Source organism: Verrucomicrobiia bacterium (assembly GCA_035577545.1).
Classification (GTDB): Bacteria; Verrucomicrobiota; Verrucomicrobiia; order Palsa-1439; family Palsa-1439; genus Palsa-1439.
The window spans coordinates 130,456-150,522 of sequence record DATLVI010000044.1 but is presented as its reverse complement, the minus strand read 5'-3'; the positions used below and the strand labels follow the sequence as shown (position 1 = coordinate 150,522).

Sequence of the window (20,067 nt, the reverse complement as noted above, 5' to 3'; positions counted from 1 at the left end):
AGTGCGAACGCTCTGCGAATCAAGTAATTAAACGCAGGACACGCCAAGATTCTGCAGGGGGAGAGGCCGACCTTGACAGGCTTTCATCTCGCGACCTAGGATGCGGTGTGGGGAAAATGTCATGGCGTTAGTCCAATGTCCCGAATGTGGAAACCAGGTTTCGGCGGAAGCGCCGACGTGCCCGTCTTGTGGATTTCCCGTGGCAGCAAAGATCGCGGCCCAGTCGCAGCCGGCACCCGACACATTGCTGGCCGAAGTGCGGCCATCATGGTGGAAGTTCTTCTGGTATCTGGTCTTCTGCTGGTTGGTGATTCCGTTGATCGTGGCCTGGGCGCGACGGGCTTCGGTTGTCCTGCGCATCTATCCGGGTCGAGTTACGCTCGAGCGGGGTCTTTTCTCCAAGTCCTACCGGGAATTCGATGCACGTGATGTCCGCTCGATCGAGATTGATCAGGGTATCCTGGCCAGGATGGTTGGTATTGGCGACCTGACCATTTCCACGGCGGCCACGGTTGACCCGGACGAGGTGATCGAGGGCATCCCCAATCCGAAAGCCGTGCGCGAGCTAATCCTGGCGCAACGGCAGGGCCCGTAGCGCGCCGTTCAATTCTCCACGTCAACGGTGCGATGTTCGCGCGCCGACTCCAACAGGGCCTCGATCGCACGCATGTTACCGCGCGAATCGCGCTCGGCGTCTATGGCCGGTGGAAACTGCGGAGCATGATTCTCGCGCACGCACTGGCAGAAGTGTTTTAGCTCCAGCGCGAATGGCGCGAGGACATGCTGCGGGACAGCGGGTGTTTCGATGCGGATGGTTTCCGTCCTGCCCTGTCGCGTGAGATGTAATTCGGCGGGCCAGAACGGCGGTGACCACGGGTGGGGAATCAGCAACCGGCCTTCGGTTCCGATGATTTCCGCGGCGTAGGAAGGTTCGGATTCCATGCTGCACAAAAAGTGGGCCGAGAGACCCCCAACAAACTGGAGGCTTCCGCTCAGCGTCAGATCCACGCCGGTTTGCTTATCGAAATGGGCATAGGCCTCAACGCGTTGCGGTTCGGCATCGGTGAAGAAGCGAGAGAAGTTCACGCAGTAGCAGCCGATATCCATCAACGCGCCACCGCCAGCATCGCGCCAGAAGCGCGGATTATTAGGCTCCCGTCCCTGGGCGGATCGGTTGGAGCGGATGTGCAAGACGCGCCCAATTTCGCCGGCGGCGACGCGGCGTTTGGCTTCCACCATCTGCGGGTGAAACCGATACATGAATCCTTCCATCAACCATCGTTGATTCGCGTGCGCGGCGGTGAACATCTTCTCAACCTCCGCGCTGGAGCAGGCGAGGGGTTTCTCGCAAAGAACATGCTTGCCCGCTTCGAGCGCGCGTACCGACCATTCACAGTGCAACCCGTTGTGGAGGGCGTTGATAATGACATCGATCTCGGGATCTTGGACGAGGGATTCGTAATTCGGATGGGCGCGCGGGACATTGCGCTTGTTGGCGGCGGCGCGGGCGCGTTCCGGGTCGCGACTGGCGACGGCCATGAGCGCTGCTTCGTCGATCAATTGGAAGGCATCGGCGAATTTGCCGAACATCCAGCCGGTGCCGAGAATGCCGCAGCGGATTTTATCCGTCTCACGCATGGACGGAAGCGTAACGACGGGCGTTGGCTTGTAAAGGAGATTGTTTTGACTTCGACGGCGAGGCGTTGTTACGCTGCCGCACCGATGACACAGGGAGTGAAATGGTTTTATCTGGTAACACTGGCGGTGTGGATCGGCAGCATCGTCTTTTTCAGTTTCGTGGCAGCGCCGACAGTATTCAAGACGCTGAAACCGGAAGATGCGGGGCTGCTGATTCGACGGATTTTTTCGAAGTATTACCTGCTCGGAATCATCTGCGCGGCCGTGAGCATTGTTTGTCTCGGGCTGTTGCTGGCGGATCGGGCGTACAGCCGGTGGCCGGCGATCTTGAGCTTACTGCTGGTGGCGGGCATGGGCGGGACGGATCTATGGCTGCGTCAGGGGGTCATGCCGCATATGAATGCGTTGCGCGACCGCCGGGCCATGTTTGAATCTTCTGGAAAACCGCCGGACGAAGCGCTGGATCTGGAATGGAAAGCGCTCCACCGACTCAGCGTGCAGATGAATGGCGTGGTGCTGTTGTGCGGGTTGGTCTTGGTATTTCTGGTAGTGTACGCCCGGGTGGTCTGATCCCATGCGCCTTTCACGGCGTCAATTCCTGAAACTTGGCGTGCGCGCGGGTGCGGCGTTGGCCTTCGCGCCAATCGGCTGTTCCTGGGTGCGCTCGAAGTCTTCCCCTGCGACGGGCGTCTGGGTCAATGATGTCCATTCACAGCTGAATCCCACGCGCGTGCAACGTGTCGTCCGTCCCGCATCCATCGGGGAGATCGTTGACACGGTGCGGTTCGCGGCAAAAGAGGGTGGTGTGGTTAGCGTCGCCGGTGGTCGGCATGCGGCGGGAGGCCAGCAGTTCGCCACCGATGGTGTGTTGGTCGATATGCGCGGGATGAATCGGGTCATCGCGCTGGACGCGGACGCCGGGATCGTGGAAGCGGAAGGGGGCATCCTTTGGCCGGAATTGATGGATGAGTTGGCGCGCCGGCAATCGGGAACGGAGCCGGCTTGGGGCATCGTGCAGAAGCAGGGTGTCGATCGGATGTCGCTGGGAGGTTCGCTGGGCGCGAATATCCATGGCAACGGGCTAACGCTTCCGCCGTTTGTCGGGCAGGTCGAGTCATTCAAGCTTGTGGACGCAGCAGGCCGGGTGCGGACATGTTCGCGCAACGAGAATGCGGAATTATTTTCTCTCGCGGCCGGCGGCTACGGACTGCTCGGGATTGTCACTTCGATGCGGTTGCGGCTCATGCGCCGGCGCAAGCTCCGGGTCACGACACAGTTGCTCGAAGCTGGGGACGTGGTCACGACCTTGGCGCGGCGCAAGGAGGAGGGTTGCCTGTATGGGGACTGGCATTATTCGCCCGATCCGTCCTCGAACGATTTCCTGCGGCGCGGTGTCCTCGCGACGTATCAGCCTCTGCGCGAAGACGAAGACGTGCCCGTGAATGAAGGTCCGCTGCCCACGAGTGATGACTGGCTGCGGTTGGTCACTCTCGCCCATGTCAATCGCGGGGCAGCTTTCGCGCGGTACGTCGAGAGCGCGCTGGGCCAGAGCGGGGATGTCGTCTGGTCGGACACGTTCCAGCTCGATCGCGCCTATGTGGACAATTACCACGCGGTGGTCGATCGGGAGTTGAAGGCGCGTGTGCCCGCGAGTGAGTCGCTCGTCGAATTTTTTGTCCCGCGCACTTCGCTGGTGGTGTTCCTCGATGAAGTGCGCGCCGACTTTCTGCGCCATGAGGTGGCCATGCTCTACGGCACGGTGCGGCTCGCGGAACACGATACGGAAAGCGTTCTCGCCTGGGCGCGTCAGCCGTGCGCTGGCGTGGTATTCAACTTTCATGTGGTTCATGATGACCCGGGGAGGCGCGCGCTGGCGGACACGTTCCGTCGGGTGGTGGACATCGCGGCGCGGCATGATGGGACGTTTTACCTGACCTACCACCGGTTCGCCACGCGCGCGCAGACCGAGCTTTGTCATCCGCGCCTACCGGAATTCCTGCGCGCGAAGCGGCGGTATGATCCGGCGGAGGTATTCCAGAGCGATTGGTATCGACATTACAGCCGAATGTTTGCGAATCTGGCTTGATTCGGCGAGAACCAGCGGTTTATTCGGATGATGGAATCCCATGTTCAGAAACCATCCAGTACTGAGGTACGGTTGTAGTAAAGCGATTTTTGTAGCGCTGGTGTTTGGGAATGTATTCGCATTCGGTGCGCGCCTTTGCGCAGAGAATGCGGCGAAGTATTTGCCGCCGCCGCAGCCGCAGGGCGGGGTGGTGACGACCGTCGTAGTCACGCCGCCGCCGCCGGGTAATGTGGGGCGGAAGATATTCGCGGGGCTGAAGCGTGACGGGCGGATTGTGGCGCGCGGTCAGGCGGTGGTGCCGGCAAGTGGATATGCGATGGTAAACATCGAGGCCATGGAAGCGACGCAGACCCTGCGGGATGGTGAGTACGAACTCTGGCTGACGATCAACCGGGACGAGTTGGAGTCCTGCTACCCGAGCTACGGCGATTTGTTCGTGAGCGAGAAGTGGAACATGCGGGAGGCGTTGGGCGATCCCTCGGTGTGGAAGGAACGCAAAGTTATTTATCTTGGTGATTCGGTGGCGCTTTGGTTGTCCGACCCGTCGGTGTGGAAGGAACGGAAACTTTCGAAACGCGAGAACCTCATCACGGTCCATTATCATCGGTACGACGAAGATTATGACAACGTGGGCGTCTGGACGTGGGACGCGCACGATAAGCGGACGCCCGACCAGAACGAGATTTTCGAAGTGGGTCGCGACGATTATGGGCCGGTCCTGCAATTCGACCGCGGCGATTACGGCGAGAAAGGCGACTCAGATAAAATCGGCGTGCTTGCGCGCATGGCCGGTGATTGGAACCGCAAGGATGGCGACGACAAATTCTGGAATCCGGGGATGGGCGGGGACATTTACCTCGTCGGCGGCGAGAACCGCGCGTGGGCACAGCGGCCGGATATCAGTCCACGGCTGGTCAGCGCATCGATCGACGCGCCAGATCGGATCGTCATAGGGATGTCACGGCGGGTGAGCCAGAGCGACGTGACGCCGGACAAGATCACCATCACCGACGATCAGAAGGAAAAACAAGCTTCCGCAGCGACGCGCCTACTTTCTCACGACGGGAAGCCGACGGCGAACGACGTCGAGTTGACCATCAGCGCGCCGCTGGATGTTGTGCGACGCGCTTACGAGGTGAAGGTGGAGGGTTTCGGCGGGAGCGTTCGCGCGCTGCCGCGAGCCATTCTGGCGGACACAAATCTGTTTTATGACGGCGCGGCCGTGCTCGGGGCGACGTACACACATGAGGCCACGACGTTTCGCGTTTTTGCGCCGACAGCGCGCGCGATGCAGGTGGTGATTTACGATCAGGCGACGGGCGACAAGGGCCGCGCGTCCCACGTGATGCACGCGATGGGCAAAGGCATCTGGGAGGGGAAGGTGGCGGGCGATCTTGAGGGGAAGTTCTATCTCTACAACCCCGAGGGCGACGGTTTTACGCCGGGTCGGGAGGTGCTCGACATTTATGCGATCAATGCCGTCAACAGCAGCCAGCGCGCGCGGATCACGGATCTGTCGAAGACGAATCCGCCGGGGTGGGAGAAAGCGAAAGCGGGACCGGCGTTCGATTCGCCGGTGGACATGGTGGTGTATGAGATGCACGTGCGCGATTTCACCATCGCAGAGACTTCGGGCGTGAAACACAAGGGGAAGTATCTCGGTTTCACTGAGGCGGGCACGCATCTGCCGGGGGACGCGGCGATCAAGACGGGGTTGGACAGTCTCACGGAATTGGGAGTGACGCACGTACAGCTGCTGCCGGTGCAGGATTTCGAGAACGACGAGGCGGGCACGAACTATAATTGGGGCTATGTGACCAGCGCCTACAACACGCCGGAAGGCTGGTACGCGACTGGCATCAACGACGACAGCCGTATCCGCGAATTGAAACGACTCATTGCGGCGCTGCACGGGCGTGGCATCGGCGTGATTTTGGACGTGGTCTACAACCACACGGCGAACTCGACGTCGTTCAATGCGCTCGTTCCGCGCTATTACTACCGCTACATGGCCGACGGCCGGCTCTATAACAGTTCGGGTTGCGGCAACGATTTTCGCAGCGAAGCACCGATGGCCCGCAAATACATCCTCGACACGCTGAAGTACTGGACGCGGGAATATGGTGTTGATGGGTACCGATTCGACATCATGTCGTTGATCGACCTCGACACAATGAAGGAGGTTGAACGGGAACTCCGCGCGATCAACCCGCGCATCGTCCTCTACGGCGAAGCGTGGGGAGGCCAGAACCTGCCGCCCGGGCTGAAATCGACGGACAAAGAGAACGTGCGCGGTACACACCTCGGCGGGTTCAATGACAACGTCCGCGATGCGTTCATTGGTTCTCAATTCGACAAGAACAAGCGCGCTTTCGTCGAGGATGGTTCTGGGATTGAGATGGTGAAGCACGGGATCGAGGGGAACTGGCGCGACTGGGCGCCCACGCCCGCGCAGGCCATCAATTTTCTCAGTTGCCACGACAACCTGGTCATCTGGGACAAGCTCAAGATCTCAAAGCCTGCCGCTACCGAGGCCGAGATGAAGGAGATGATGAAGTTGGGTTATTTGATGCTGCTCACGTCGCAGGGAGTGCCGTTTCTACACGGCGGTGAGGAATTTGCCCGCACGAAATTTGGCAACGACAACAGTTACAACGCGTCCGATAGCATCAATGAGGTGGATTGGTCGCTGAAGAAAAAGAACTACGATCTGTTCACCTACACGCGCGACTTGATTGCGTTGCGCAAGGCGCATCCGGTTTTTCGGCTCCGCGCCAAGGAACAGATCGCGGCGTGGCTGAGGTTCCATGATACGAATGTTCCCGGGACGGTGATGTTCACTCTTGATCCGGGTAGCGTGCCGGGCGAGACGTGGAAACACGTCTGTGTGATTGCGAATAGCGCCGACGCGACCAGCTCTGATTTTACGCTCCCCGCTGGTCAGTGGCACGTGGCCCTCGACGCCAGTGGCGCGGTCAAGGATGAGCGTGTTGTGGAAGGCACCGTTAATGTGCGGTACAAGTCGGGGATGATTTTGTATCAGCGGTAATGCTTGAGAATGAAGATCATTCGCTCCATCGGCTGGTTTCTTCTGGTTGCGCTCGCCACAATTGTTCTATCCCCGAAAAGCGCAATGGCGGCAGACCACTCGAATGCAGACCGAGATGTCATGGAGGGTGCGAAGCTCTCGGCAGACGAGGCGCAGCAACTCGAAGAGACGCTCAAGCACAAGCCCGAGGATCTTTCCATTCGCGCGAAGCTACTTGGGTATTATTCCAACCGACCGCAACACTCCGCGTGGTTTGACGGCATTCGCAAACGAGAAGTGCTTTGGATTATCGAACACCACCCGGAAGCACGAATTGCCGGGATGCCATATGTGCAGTTCGACGCCAACTCCAATCCGCCGGCCTATCAAGAAGGCGCCGCGCTTTGGAAGCAGCAAGTTTCCAAACGCAGCAATGACCCGCACGTCTTGCGCAATGCGGCCAACTACTTCCTGTTGCATGATCCCGTAGTTGCCGAAGACCTACTGAAACAAGGCGCGACCCTCGAACCCCAGAACCCCGAATGGCCCAGTGCGCTGGGTCACCTCTATCTCCTCCGAGTTAGAAGCAAGACCCCGGAGGAGGCGAAGCGTGCCATTGCTGCCGCGTTCAATCAATACGAACGCGCCTACGCCCTAACTCCGGAAGCTTACAAATCCTATCTACTCAAAGACCTGGCCAAGACTGCCTTCGATGTCGGTGAAACCAATAAAGCGAGGGTATATGCCGAAAAGATGCTGCAGGAGGCGAATCTGCAGAAGAAGGACTGGAACCGCGGTAACGACATCTTTTTTGGCAACCTCATTCTTGGCCGCCTAGCGCTGAAGGCGGGAGATATCGAGCGGGCCAAACATTTCCTGATCGAGGCCGGCAAAACGCCCGGCTCGCCGCAACTCGATTCCTTCGGGCCGAACATGACGCTGGCCAAGGAATTGCTCGAGAAAGGCCAAACGGAAGTTGTGTTGGAATTCTTCGGCCTCTGCGCGAAGTTCTGGCGCTACCAACCGCGGCTGAGCGAGTGGACTGCCGCCGTCAAACAAGGCGCCATCCCCGATTTCGGCGCGAATCTCGATTACTGAGTAGGCGCCGAGGCTACCATGCCGGGCTTGACTTGCATGGCGGGTAAACGTAGACAGGGACTGATAACTATGATGAGGGCTCCGAAAATGAAGCGAACCGATTTTGTCCTGGTCATAATTACCGCCATGGCCCTGCTGGCGACGAGTCAAGTGTGGGCGGCGGTCAAGGTGGAGCCGGCGGAGCCAGTGGAGCCAGTTGAAACCAAGGTCGAGCCCGCGGGGCCGGGCGAAAGGTTGGTCGCGTTTCGGACGATCGCCAACAACTTCATCACGGCGGACCCGAGCAATGCCCTCGATTTGGCCGGGGTCAAGATCGGTTCCAAACAAACCTTTACGCTTGTCGACATCACGGGAGGCGAACTGGCGGACGGACACGAGGTGAAGATCCGCTACACGCCGCACACCGGGAAGCCCAGCTATTGGCTGGAGACCAAAGGAGTGATTCGCCGGGGCCACGACGGCGATGTTTTCAAGATCAAACGCGTGGACACAAAGATCGCGCTGGTGGCACCGAGCGGGAGATTCGTGGCGCCCCCGACTGTTGCGAATGCGCTCGGGTTATCGGACAAACTGGAGGGCGCCCTGCTCGTCGAGATCCTTGATCCTGCGAGAAAAGTTTCCATTTTGAAAGCGACCGACTAACCTGCGCCGGCTTCGTCAGAGACTCCGCCACCCGCATCGACTCGGCCATCTGCGCCGGAAAAATCCGAAGCCGCGCCGTAAAGCGCGGCGACTACCGTCGCATGGCGCGGTCGGCGCTCCACTGGTGGATTTCTTTCTTCGTGGATGACCACTTTTTGACATCGCTATGATCGTCGAGGAAGAGGTCGAAGAGTTCGAAGAAGAGATCGCGGAAGTCAGCTATTTTTTGGACGCGTTCTTGGAAACGGGAGGCCGGGTCCAGCATCTCCTTGGGTTCCGGTAACTTCAACCCACGAAACACGAACGTCTCGGCGTCGAAGGAACAGGACCAGTTTTCGTCGGCGCGGGCGAGGAGGAGTTTGGCGCGGCGCAGTTTCTTGCCGCTGAGCAGGGCGGTCTTGGCCTCGGCGCTGACGGTGGGCAGGCCTTTGCGCAGGGAGATCTCGTGGGCACCGTCGCCGGCGCGGGTGAAGAGGAGGGGGCCTTCGATGGCGATGCCGAATTCCCCGGCTTGCTTGGTGTTGAACACACCGCCCCGCGCTTCCGAAGCGAACCAGAGCCACGTCAGGAAATCGAGACCGGGCGTATCTTCCATTTCGGCGTCGGGCACTTCGGGCGAGAAACTGGTTTTGCTCCAGTCAGCGACATTGATACTGCGGCGTTTCGCGGCCGCGGTGCCGGCGGCGATGGGAATGAGGTCGACGCCGACGGTGGCCTTGAAATGGATGAGGAAGACGTCGAGTTGGCTTTCCGAGAGCGCACCGGCGTAGAGGATGCGGTCGCGGTCGTCATAGATGAACGGGATGCCTTTCAGCGTCGGCGGCATCGTGGGCAGGAGACGGCTCATGACCTGTTTGCGGATGTCGCTGCGGGCTTTGCGGTCGACGAACGGTTTGCCCTCCTCCTGCATGTAGGCGACTTCCTCCAGCATGCACTCCGCGCGAAGCAGGGAAGTGGGGACTTTACGCTCGGCTTTCACGAGGGCGAGGCGGAGGTAACCGCCGTAGTAGGCATTTTCGTCGGTGATCGGCGTATCAAGGAGATGGCGACCACCGACCCAGCCCTGCTGCGACTGCGAACCAAGGCTTTTCAAGGACGGCGCGACGTGGTTGTTGAAACGCGTGACCGCGTCTTTCGGCAACCCTTTGACGACATAAAACAGGCGAGTAGCAACGGAACCACTTTCAAATGACATGTATTTTCTCCCAAGGGAGCGTTGCTTATAGCACGCATGCTGGAGGGGGAGAAGAGAAACCGTGCCGCATGGCCGGTTTGTCTGGCAGCGTGAGCGCTGTGCCCGGTTATTTGTCGGATTTCGGCTGCCGGTGGCGATATATATATGGAAGATGAGAACGGATGATCGGAGTTTGTTGTCCCAGTACGCCCAGCGGCGCTCCGACGAGGCGTTTGCGACGCTGGTCAATCGTCATCTGAATTTGGTGTATTCGGTGGCCCTGCGGCAGGTGCGTTCGCCACAGCTCGCGCAGGAAGTGGCGCAATCCGTTTTCACCGACCTGGCGCGGAACGCCGGCGCTCTGAAGCCTGACACGGTCCTGACGGCCTGGTTGTATCGCGTGGCATACCGGACGGCGATCGATATCGTGCGCCACGAATCCCGTCGCCACGCTCGGGAACAAATCGCGATGGATATGGCTGCCATGAGTACCGCTTCTTCGGAATGGACGCGCATCGAACCTTTGCTGGACGAGGCGATGGAGGCCCTCGATGAATCCGATCGAACGGCCATACTGCTGCGTTACTTCGACAACAAGAGCCTGCGTGAAATCGGAGACACGCTGGGGATTTCCGAAGATGCCGCGCAAAAACGTGTGGGTCGGGCGCTCGACCGACTGCGCGAATTATTCTCCAAACGCGGCGCCGTGGTCGGGGCAGCCGGACTAGGGGTTGTCATCTCGGCCCATGCCGTCCAGGCCGCGCCGGTCGGATTGGCGGCGACGATTTCAGCGGCGGCCACAGTAGCTGGAACCACCGCAGTCGCCATCACAACCACAACTATTACCAAGGCCATCACCATGACGCTCCTGCAAAAAACCATCGTTGCCGCCGCCATTGCCGCCGGCGTTGGCTCCGGAATCTATGAAGCACACCGGGCCTCCGCGTTGGGCGACCAGGTGCAGACGCTCCAGGAACAGCAAGCGCTACTGACCGGGCAGATTCAACAGTTGCAGAGCGAGCGGGAGGACGCGTCGAATCGGGTGGCCCGTCTGACCGGCGAGAATGCGACGTTGAAGAATGATTCCGCCGAACTAGCCAAACTGCGCGAGGACCTGGCGCAGAAGGAGGCCGCCAGCGCTGCGAACACGAATAAGGGAACAATGCAAGTGACGGCACAGGCCTGGCTGGACCGTGTTGCCTGGCTCAAGGAGCGGATGGAGAAAACGCCGGACGCAAAGATTCCCGAGCTTCAGCTCGTGACCGAACAGGATTGGCTAAACGCCGCCAAGGGAGAACTCAATACGGACGTAGACTATCGCCGCGCATTGAGCGCGATCCGCGCCGCTGGTGAGGGGAAGGTTGCGACGATGTTGCGGAAGGCGCTTACCGGGTACATGCAAGCGAACAACAAGCAAGTCCCGACGGACCTCGGTCAATTGCAATCTTACTTTGAAACGCCGGTGGATGATGCCATCTTGCAACGATGGGAAATCGCCCCGGCAAAGACAGTACCCAATCTAATCATGGGGGGAGATACGATCATCACGCAGAAGGCGCCGGTCGATGATGTATTCGACACGCGTTTCGGGATCGGACCGGACGGCGGTATCGGCAGCACGGAATTCCTCTATTCGGAGATCAAAGAAACCATGATGCCAGTGTGGGAAGCGTATCGGGCTGCCCATAACGGAGAATGGTCAAGAGATACGTCCCAGTTGGAGCCCTACCTCACCACGCCCGAACAACGGGCCGCGTTCGACAAGCTGATGCTTCGCAATTCCACTTCGAAGTGATCGGCGCTGATCTTTAGTTGCCGCGGGTGAAGGCCGCAGCCGGGGCGTATTCGAACTCGGCGGAGTAGTCGTCTTTGGATGCGATTTCCTGGATTTGCTTTTCTGGTTCAGTTTTGGCTTCGGCGAGCAGGGAGGAGGCCAGGACCTTTTGGCAGGCGAGGAGGCTGGCTGGCGCGAGATCGAGGGCGCGCGCGAGTTCATTGCCAAGAAAGTTGCGCCCCGGTTTGGGGTGAATCATCAAGTGATCGGCACCCGTTTCGACCGGGAAGGGATTTGGCCCGCAGAGTAGTTTCTACCTGTATATCGTAAATTGATAATTTTACTGGACGGGGTGCTTTGGAGGCGGTATGATCGGGGCATGCAAAAAGGTGTCCACCTTCGCGAAGGGCTTCCGCCGACGGTAAACCTATGGCGGACAAGACGGCGGACGAGGGGGCGTGGTACTCGCTGTGCTCGGTTGGCTCCGCTCAGTCCCCTGAGCTGCACCCTTCCGGGCGTCGGCACGACGCGACGCCATTTGCCGCGGGACTACTGCGTGCGGCGTCTCGTCAGACTCGGCTTGGGCTGCCCGCGCACCTCGATTCTGCGAAACGAACCCAATTTAAAAGCGTGTATATTTTCGTGTATATATCTGAATTAGAGTTAGTTATGGAGTTTGCAGAGGCATTTGCAATTGGGTTCGTTCTGGAAAACGAACCCAATTTTAGGGGTGTTTTAAGGGGGGCTGTTGGGGAAAATGAAGGCAAAACGAAGAGACTTTGAGGTCTGCGATGAGCGTACCGAGACGGATTCGTGGTTTTGTGTGGTCTCTGTGGTTCGCGGGGAGACCCTTCGACAAGCTCAGGGTGACATGCCTGCGCTTAGCAAGCGCGGTTACAGCGGGACAGGAATGTGGATATTGCTTTGGACAAGTCTGCGCTTTACAGAAGCGCAGCTACAACCGAAGAGGACTTCGGTCAGAATATGAAGCGGCTTACCTTTCTTTACGCCTTGAAACACTTCTGGCATAGTGGGCGGATGATTTTTCAACTCCGGCGGTCCTTCGTAGTTGTCGCAGTCGTTTCGCTCTTCACCATCTATGCAGCCAGAACATTTGCGGCGGATGCGGCGGATCCGCAGCGGCGGGCGATTGATGAGGCGGTGGCGCGGGTGAAGCCGTCGCTGGTGCGGATCCAGGTGGTGGCGACGCAGTATTACCAGGGGCGGGAGTTGAAGTATGAAGCGAGCGGGAGCGGGGTGATCATCACGAAGGAAGGCCATGTGATTACGAACCATCACGTGGCGGGGCATGCGACGCGGATCGTGGTGATCCTGCCGAGCAACGAGGAAGTGCCGGCGGAGTTGGTGGGGACGGACGCGCTGGCGGACATTTCAGTGGTGAAACTGAAGCCGGACGACAATCGGGAATTCACGCCGGTGGAGTTTGGGAATTCGGATTTGCTGCAGGTGGGCGAGTCGGTGCTGGCGATGGGCAGTCCGCTGGCGATGTCGCAGTCGGTGACGCTGGGGATCGTGAGCAACGTGAAGATGGTGATGCCGCAGGCGTTTGCTTCATCGCGATTTACGCTGGACGGGGAGGATGTGGGTTCGCTGGTGCGCTGGATCGGGCATGACGCGGACATTTATCCCGGCAACTCGGGCGGGCCGCTGGTGAACCTGAAAGGGCAGGTGGTCGGGATCAATGAAATCAGTTTCGGGTTGAGCGGGGCAATCCCCGGCAAGCTGGCGCAGTCGGTTGCGCGGCAGTTGATGGAGAAAGGGCACGTGAGCCGCAGTTGGCTGGGCGTGGAAATCCAGCCGTTGCTGAAAGAGGACAAGGATGATCGGGGCGTGTTGATCGGCAGCGTGGTGGTGGATTCGCCGGCGGCGAAAGCGGGCTTCGAGTCGGGTGATGTGCTGGTGCGGTTGGCGGGGAAGGATGTGCTGGTGCGGTACGCGGAGGAGGTGCCGCTATTGAACCAGATGGTGGCGGATTTGCCGATTGGGCAGGAGATCGAGGCGGTGGTGATGCGCGACGGCAAGGAGAAGACATTGAAGGCGCGGACGACGGAGCGCGAGCCGAGTCAGCCGAAGACTTTTGAATTGAAGCAGTGGGGCATCACCGTGCGGGATATTTCGGCGTTGGCGGCACGCGAGATGAAGCTGAAGAGCCGTGACGGGGTGATCGTGACGTCGGTGCGCCCCGGCGGTGCGTGCAATGATGCGAAGCCGCAGATCAACGGAAGCGATGTGCTGGTGGAGATCAACGGCGCGCCCGTGCACAACGTGGCGGAGATGATGGAAATGACCGAGAAGATCACCGCGGGCAAGACCAAGCCGGTGCCGACGCGTCTGGGGTTTTTGCGCGGGCCGGAGCAGTTGTTGACGGTGCCGAAGGTTGGCCTGAAAGAGATTGAAGATCCCGGGCTCGAGGCGCAGAAGGCCTGGCTGCCGGTCGCGGCGCAGGCGATCACGCGGGATTTGGCGGAGCAACTGGGCAGTCCGGGGTTGAACGGCGTGCGGGTGACGCAGGTTTACACGAACAGCGCGGCGGAGAAGGCGGGATTGAAGGTTGGCGATTTGATCCTGGCGCTCGACGGCGAAACCATTGCCGCTTCGCAACCCGGCGACGAAGAGATCCTGAACACGATGGTGCGGCAGTACAAGATCGGCACAACGGCGACGTTGACGGTGATGCGCGACGCGGACAAGCTGAGCGTGCCGGTGGAGTTGGTGCACTCGCCGAAACTCGAGCGCGAGATGAAGAAGTATCGCGATGAGGATTTTGAGTTTACGGTGCGGGACATGACATTTTTCGACAAGGTGCATGAGGATTGGGCGGAAGGACGGCCGGGCGCGATGGTCACGGAGGTCAAGGACGGGGGTTGGGCGGCGATTGGCCGGCTGAACAACGGGGACATCATCACGGCGGTCGATGGCGAGACGGTGACGGACGTGACGTCATTGAAGGGGAAAATGAAACGCGTGGCGGCGGAGAAGCCGAAGAGCATCGTGCTGCGGGTCGAGCGCGGGATTCACACGGTTTTTTTGGAATTGGAACCAAACTGGGACGGACACAAAGAGATCGCGAAAGGAAATCACTAGGATGAAGAAATATTTCACGTTGGTTTTGTCCATGGCGCTCGCGGTGTTTGGCGGATTGACGGCGCTTCCCGCGCGGGCGGACGACGCCGCGAAATCCGGTCGTGAGATCCTGGCGAAATACCAGCAGGCCGTGGTCACTGTGAAATTGGCGATCAAACAGAGCATCTCGATGGGCGGTCGCGATCAGAAGTCGGACTCAAAAACCGAGACCACCGGCACGGTGATTGATCCTTCGGGTTTGACGGTCGTCTCGCTGGCGACCACCGATCCGAGCAGCGCCATGAAAGACACGTACACCCGGGCGATGGCCGCGCGCGGGGCCGATATGTCCCAGTTCAAGTTTGAAAGCGAGTTGAGCGATGTGAAGATTGTGCTCACGGACGGCACGGAAATTCCGGCGGAGGTCGTCTTGCGTGACAAGGACCTCGATTTGGCGTACCTGCGTCCGTCCGACAAGCCGGCGAAACCGCTGCCGTTTGTTGACCTCAGTCATGACGCGAAGGCGCAAATCCTGGACGAAGTGATCACCGTGAATCGCCTGAACCAGGTGGCGAACCGCGTACCCGCGATTTCGATCGGGCGCATTGAGGCCATCGTCGACAAGCCCCGAACTTTCTATGTGCTGGGTCAATCCATGTGGGGTTACGCGCTCGGCTCGCCGGTGTTCTCACTCGATGGCAGACTCGTTGGCATTCTATTTTTGCGCAGCGCCAAAACGCAGACCGACCAATCGAGTGGCTTCATGTTTAGCAACCTGAACGTATTTGGGATGATGCCAATTATTCTGCCGGCTTCCGACATCGTGGATGGCGCCAAGCAGGCGTTGGAGGCCAAGAGCCCGGCGCCCGAGGAAAAGCCGGCGACGGAAGAAAAGGCGCCGCCTCCATCAATCAAGTCAAAGTAGTCAGGGCTTCACTTCGGACAGATCGATCCTTGCTGGATCGGATTGCCCAAGGCCGAGGCGGGTGGCTGTGGCGATGTGAGTGGCGAGCGGGCGGATCGGCGGAACCTTGGCTTCACGGCATTTGGCTTCGAGGACATCGGTGCAGAGAGAATCGATCGCGACCGGGTCGACGCTGAAATAGAGGCCGCCATAATGCCACGAATACCGCGGCTTGAATCCCAGGCCGCCGGCGTAACCGGCGATCAATCCATCCACGACATTCAGGACAAGTTTCTCGCGCAAAGGGGGCATGTTGCAGATCTCCGCGATCATTGGGTCGCCGTGTTGGCCCACCGTTTCGAAGCGGCGGGTGTTGTCCACCATGCCGAGGGAGAGATTGTAGAGACAGCCGGCCAGGCCGCACACGTCGTGGTTTTGAAGCACGGGGACGTTGATGAGCCTGGTGATCGTCTCAGTCACGAGCTTCGGCAGGTGCGAGCGCTTGCTGAGGTCCTGCTCACTATCCTTGCCGAAAAGCAGGTCACCCCAGATAAGTTTGCCGGCAAGATTGTCCTGGAAATAGGCAATCGGCTCCCAACCGGTGCCATCGATGATGGACACCTCCTGCATTTTGTTGGTCGTGCCTGTTCTCAAGTAACCCGCCGCGCGCATTCGGTTCGGGTCGCGATCAAACACATAAATGTTGGTGGCGGCCACACCCGCAGCGCGTAGCCCTTGGGCGATCGCTTCGACGACAGCACGCCGTGTCGATTGCAACGGGCCCGGCTCGGTATTAATCTTGATGCCGACGACATCGTTACCGGAAGCGAAATGCCGCCATGCTGCCGCCTCGTTCTTTTCGCCCGTAAGCGTAACGATGCCTGCGGCGACCATTGCGCGGACCTTGGCCGCGTCCGCGGTGAAGCTATCCATTGCGCTCGGATCGCGCACGAGTACGACACGGCTCTTGGCGGCGACGGAGGGGGGCGTCGAATTGGTTCCTTCCGCGTGGACGCGACCGAAAAGGAGACAACTTAACATCGGCGCTACCAGATGACGGATGAGAGGTCGGTGGCGCATGGGCAGATGCCGCCGCGCACTCAAAACTTCATCGCGAGCAGGAACTCGGCGTTGGAACGCGTCTTCTTGAGCTTCTCGGTGACCAGTTCCATCGCCTCGATGGGCGGTACTCCCGCGAGCGCTTTACGCAGGATGTAAATACGATCCAGTTCGTCGGGATGATAGAGCAACTCTTCCTTGCGCGTGCCGCTTCGCTCGACGTTGATCGCGGGGAAGATGCGCTTTTCGACAAGATGACGGTCGAGACACAATTCCATGTTGCCCGTGCCCTTGAACTCTTCAAAGATGACTTCATCCATGCGCGAGCCGGTTTCCACCAGCGCAGTGGCGATGATCGTGAGCGAGCCGCCTTCCTCGACGTTGCGGGCCGCGCCGAAGAAACGCTTCGGCTTGTGCAGCGCGTTGGCGTCCACACCGCCCGAGAGAATTTTTCCCGAGTGTGGTTGCAACGTATTGTAGGCGCGCGCAAGACGCGTGATCGAGTCGAGCAGGATGACGACATCCTTCTTGTGTTCGACCAGACGTTTGGCTTTTTCGAGCACCATCTCAGCGACCTGTGCGTGGCGTTCCGGCGCCTCGTCGAATGTCGAACTGATGATCTCTGCGTTGACGGTGCGTTTGAAGTCGGTCACTTCCTCAGGGCGTTCATCGATCAGTAGCACGATGAGGATGGCTTCGGGGTTGTTGGTGATGATGGAATTGGCGATTTTCTGCAAGAGAATCGTCTTACCCGTGCGCGGCGGCGCGACAATGAGGCCGCGCTGGCCTTTGCCAATCGGCGTGAAAAGATCCATGACGCGAGAGTTGATCTCCTCGGACTTGGTTTCGAGGATGAACCGGCTGGTGGGGAAGTAGGGCGTGAGATTATCGAACATAATCTTCTCTTTGGCCTTGTCGGGATTGTCCCGATTGACCGCCTCAACTTTCAACAACGCAAAGAAACGCTCCTTGTCCTTCGGGGGACGCACCTGGCCCGCGACGAGGTCGCCTGTCTGCAGTTCGAAACGCCGAATCTGCGAAGGCGAAACGTAGATGTCTTCGGGACAGGGGAGGTAGTTGTATGCCGGTGAGCGAAGGAAGCCGAAACCGTCGGGCAGAATCTCCAGGACGCCCTCGCCGAACATCGCCCCATTGCGCTCGGCATTCTTCTTGAGGATCTCGAAAATAATCTCGTACTTCTTGAGGACGGCGACCGTCTCCACACCGCCATCGCGCGCCATTTTTTGCAGGCGCGGCATACTCATGGCCTGAAGGTCGGCGAGATTCAGAGTCTCGCCGGGTGGCAACTCATTGCGCGTGGGGGTCACCTCTTCCTTCTCGGCTGTGGCCAGCGCGACACCCCCGCTCTTCTGGGCGTCATCGAGCTTCGCTTCCGTCTCGATTGCGGTGCCGGTCGTCACTTTTGGTTCGTCACTCTTGCTTGCCCCGATTTTTTCGGGGCTAGTTTTTGCTCGGGGCATGGTAAGTCTCCTTGATATTGGCCCAAATCGTGTCAGCCTGTTGGTACAACACCACCAACCGGCCGTCGTTCCAGATTACAAAATCAGCCCGATCCATTTTCATTTGCAACGGCCACTGCGCGCGAATGCGCGCGCGAGCCTCTGCTTTGCCTAAACCCTTTCGTGCCAGGCGCGCAAGTTGTGTCGGCTCGCTGCACCCGACCGCGACGACGCAGTCAAATTGTGCTTCCGCCGCGACTTCGTACAGCAACGGAATCGCAACAACAGCAATTCCGCCCGTACCCTCGCGCTCCAGCTTCTCGACGTTCTTCGTCCACATTTTTTCCACCGCCGGGTGGATGATGCGGTTCAGCGCGTCGCGCTTCCGTTCGTCAGCAAACACAATCTTGCCCAGTTTTGGACGATTGACTGTGCTATTCTTGTTCAAAATCTTCAGTCCAAATGTACGCACGACTTTTTCCCACGTTGGCGTCCTGGGCATCAAGGCCTGATGCGCCAACGCGTCGGCGTCGATGCCCACCGCCCCCGCCTGTTGCCAGTAATGGAGGGTCATCGATTTTCCCGTGGCGATACCACCCGTAAGCCCGACCTTGATCAGTTGTTTCATAACCAGGTTTTTGCTGCCGAATTCATGGAGATGGTGAACCGATTGAGTGCCAGTGATTCGGGGTAGTTACACTACAAGGAGCCTGGGCAACTTTATGCCGACGCGTTGAAAATAACCCCATCGATGGGCTGCGTCAAGTGCGCAGATACACTTTTTCGCAGATAATTCCGGCCGCGGTCGAGGCAGTTGGATGTGCGGGGAAGGTGATCGGCATCTTTGGTAACCGCGATTCCGAGGCGTGCTTTTTCTTTCCCATCGCAGTCAGTTGCGATAGATTATCCAGCACATGCACCCAATGCGCCAGGATTTGGAGGAGATTCTCCTGACAGAAGAGCAGATTCAACATCGGCTCGATAACCTGGCGATGGAAATTCAGCGGGATTATACGGAGAAAGACCTCACGTTGGTGGCAATCCTTACGGGCAGCGTGATGTTTATCGCCGACCTGCTTCGCCGGCTCCCCATGCAATTGCGGCTCGATTACATTGGCGTATCCAGTTACCATGGCGAGACGCGGTCGACGGGCGAGTTGATTCTGACCAAAGCATTGAAGCTTGATGTACGTGACCGTGACGTGCTCGTGGTGGATGACATCCTCGACACGGGCCTCACTCTCGTGAATATCCGCGCGATGCTCCAAAAGCTGCAGCCTCGGAGCGTGAAGTTCTGCACCTTCCTCGAGAAGGACATTCTGCACCGAGAGAACTTCCAAGCCGACTACGTCGGTTTTCACATCCCCAACAAGTTTGTCGTCGGCTATGGTCTTGATTACCGTGAGCGTTACCGGAACTTGCCATATGTTGGCACATTGCGTCCCGAGGCTATTGCGGCGAAGCTGTGAAGATCACCGTTCAGTTTTTCAGTTTCCTCCGCCAATTGACCGGTCAAAGTGAGTTGACCCTCAATTTGCCCGACGGTTCCACAGTGGCTGACGCCCTGGCGCAACTTCATGGAAAGTTCCCTGAGCTCAAAGAAGCGGAAAAGACAATGCTCATCGCCGTAGGCGTGGAATTCGCCATGCGACCAAACCAGCTCCACGATGGTGATGTATTGTCCTTGATGCCGCCATTACAAGGGGGAGGTGAGCCGCCTGCGGACGAACTGCTTCTCACCAACGAATCGATCAGCGAGGGGGAGGCGGAGCTGGGTTCGTTCGGCGGCGAGGTGGGTGGAGTAGTGACGTTCTGGGGAGTCGTGCGCCATATCGAGGACAGGAAACCGATTCGCGCGCTGGAGTACACTGCCTACCGCGAGATGGCCGAGCACCAGTTCCGCGAATTGCTCGCACGGACCCACCAAAAGTGGAAACTGAAACGAATCCGGGTGATCCATCGTCTCGGGATCATCGCTGTTGGCGAGCCGTCGCTGCTGGTCCGGGTAGAGGCGGCACATCGAGGCGAGGCGTTTGCTGCGGCACAGTTCATCATCGATGAGTTAAAGCAGAAAGTGCCGATCTGGAAAAAGGCCGTGCTGTAGCGGCCATTCTCCAGTC

Annotated in this window: 17 protein-coding genes and 1 pseudogene; 12 read left to right on the top strand and 6 right to left on the bottom strand. The window is 59.0% G+C overall.

Annotation, left to right across the window (positions count from 1 at the left end; genetic code table 11):
- Positions 1-100 precede the first annotated feature (100 nt).
- Together VNL17_16510 and VNL17_16505 are read left to right on the top strand one after the other, a co-directional pair.
- Positions 101-196 (top strand): annotated as a pseudogene (locus tag VNL17_16510) (zinc ribbon domain-containing protein).
- A 3-nt stretch (positions 197-199) separates the two neighbouring features.
- Positions 200-595, top strand: coding sequence for a PH domain-containing protein (locus VNL17_16505; protein HXI85683.1), 396 nt, complete (start codon positions 200-202; stop codon positions 593-595).
- 8 nt (positions 596-603) lie between these two features.
- Here the strand turns inward: VNL17_16505 and VNL17_16500 are convergent, their stop codons facing one another.
- A complete protein-coding gene (locus VNL17_16500) occupies positions 604-1,638 on the bottom strand; it encodes a Gfo/Idh/MocA family oxidoreductase (protein ID HXI85682.1) in 1,035 nt (344 codons plus the stop codon).
- An 84-nt stretch (positions 1,639-1,722) separates the two neighbouring features.
- Between VNL17_16500 and VNL17_16495 the strand changes: the two genes are divergently transcribed.
- The 5 genes from VNL17_16495 to VNL17_16475 all read left to right on the top strand — a co-directional run bounded on the left by VNL17_16495 (position 1,723) and on the right by VNL17_16475 (position 8,492).
- Positions 1,723-2,208, top strand: coding sequence for a DUF4149 domain-containing protein (locus tag VNL17_16495; protein HXI85681.1), 486 nt, complete (start codon positions 1,723-1,725; stop codon positions 2,206-2,208).
- 4 nt (positions 2,209-2,212) lie between these two features.
- The gene (locus VNL17_16490; protein HXI85680.1) at positions 2,213-3,724 is read left to right on the top strand and encodes an FAD-binding oxidoreductase; all 1,512 of its coding nucleotides are present in this window, start codon (positions 2,213-2,215) and stop codon (positions 3,722-3,724) included.
- Positions 3,725-3,764: 40 nt separating this feature from the next.
- Positions 3,765-6,773 (top strand): type I pullulanase, encoded by a 3,009-nt coding sequence (gene pulA / locus VNL17_16485; GenBank protein ID HXI85679.1) that lies wholly within the window; start codon positions 3,765-3,767, stop codon positions 6,771-6,773.
- Between the two features lie 9 nt (positions 6,774-6,782).
- On the top strand, positions 6,783-7,850 hold the full coding sequence (locus tag VNL17_16480; protein HXI85678.1) for an RNA polymerase subunit sigma-24: 1,068 nt from the start codon (positions 6,783-6,785) through the stop codon (positions 7,848-7,850).
- Positions 7,851-7,937: 87 nt separating this feature from the next.
- Positions 7,938-8,492: a hypothetical protein gene (locus VNL17_16475; protein ID HXI85677.1), complete on the top strand. Its 555-nt coding sequence runs from the start codon at positions 7,938-7,940 to the stop codon at positions 8,490-8,492.
- 91 nt (positions 8,493-8,583) lie between these two features.
- On the opposite strand, the gene rdgC is transcribed toward VNL17_16475, so the two are convergent.
- Entirely contained in the window at positions 8,584-9,687 is a 1,104-nt protein-coding gene (rdgC, locus tag VNL17_16470; protein ID HXI85676.1) for a recombination-associated protein RdgC, read from the bottom strand.
- 151 nt (positions 9,688-9,838) lie between these two features.
- Here rdgC and VNL17_16465 point away from each other — a divergent pair, with 151 nt between their 5' ends.
- On the top strand, positions 9,839-11,461 hold the full coding sequence (locus VNL17_16465; protein HXI85675.1) for a sigma-70 family RNA polymerase sigma factor: 1,623 nt from the start codon (positions 9,839-9,841) through the stop codon (positions 11,459-11,461).
- Positions 11,462-11,474: 13 nt separating this feature from the next.
- Here the strand turns inward: VNL17_16465 and VNL17_16460 are convergent, their stop codons facing one another.
- On the bottom strand, positions 11,475-11,699 hold the full coding sequence (locus tag VNL17_16460) for a hypothetical protein (protein ID HXI85674.1): 225 nt from the start codon (positions 11,697-11,699) through the stop codon (positions 11,475-11,477).
- Between the two features lie 725 nt (positions 11,700-12,424).
- Here VNL17_16460 and VNL17_16455 point away from each other — a divergent pair.
- Both VNL17_16455 and VNL17_16450 read left to right on the top strand, forming a co-directional pair.
- Positions 12,425-14,545 carry a PDZ domain-containing protein gene (locus VNL17_16455; GenBank protein ID HXI85673.1) on the top strand — a complete coding sequence of 707 codons (2,121 nt, stop codon included), beginning with the start codon at positions 12,425-12,427 and terminating at the stop codon, positions 14,543-14,545.
- Position 14,546: 1 nt separating this feature from the next.
- Positions 14,547-15,449, top strand: a complete 903-nt coding sequence (locus tag VNL17_16450) for a serine protease (protein ID HXI85672.1) — start codon at positions 14,547-14,549, stop codon at positions 15,447-15,449.
- Here VNL17_16450 and VNL17_16445 read toward each other — a convergent pair whose 3' ends face one another.
- From VNL17_16445 to coaE, 3 genes are read right to left on the bottom strand one after another with little or no spacing between them, the layout of a single operon-like run.
- Positions 15,450-16,508, bottom strand: a complete 1,059-nt coding sequence (locus VNL17_16445; GenBank protein ID HXI85671.1) for a DUF362 domain-containing protein — start codon at positions 16,506-16,508, stop codon at positions 15,450-15,452.
- 20 nt (positions 16,509-16,528) lie between these two features.
- Complete coding sequence (rho, locus tag VNL17_16440; protein HXI85670.1) at positions 16,529-17,968, bottom strand: transcription termination factor Rho; 1,440 nt, start codon at positions 17,966-17,968, stop codon at positions 16,529-16,531.
- On the bottom strand, positions 17,949-18,575 hold the full coding sequence (gene coaE / locus VNL17_16435; protein HXI85669.1) for a dephospho-CoA kinase: 627 nt from the start codon (positions 18,573-18,575) through the stop codon (positions 17,949-17,951). Before coaE ends, rho begins: the two co-directional genes overlap by 20 nt.
- A 286-nt stretch (positions 18,576-18,861) precedes the next feature.
- On the opposite strand from coaE, the gene hpt reads away from it, so the two are divergent.
- On the top strand, positions 18,862-19,416 hold the full coding sequence (gene hpt, locus VNL17_16430) for a hypoxanthine phosphoribosyltransferase (protein ID HXI85668.1): 555 nt from the start codon (positions 18,862-18,864) through the stop codon (positions 19,414-19,416).
- Entirely contained in the window at positions 19,413-20,051 is a 639-nt protein-coding gene (locus tag VNL17_16425) for a molybdenum cofactor biosynthesis protein MoaE (GenBank protein ID HXI85667.1), read from the top strand. The genes hpt and VNL17_16425 overlap by 4 nt, the downstream gene beginning before the upstream one ends.
- The last annotated feature ends 16 nt before the right edge of the window (positions 20,052-20,067 follow it).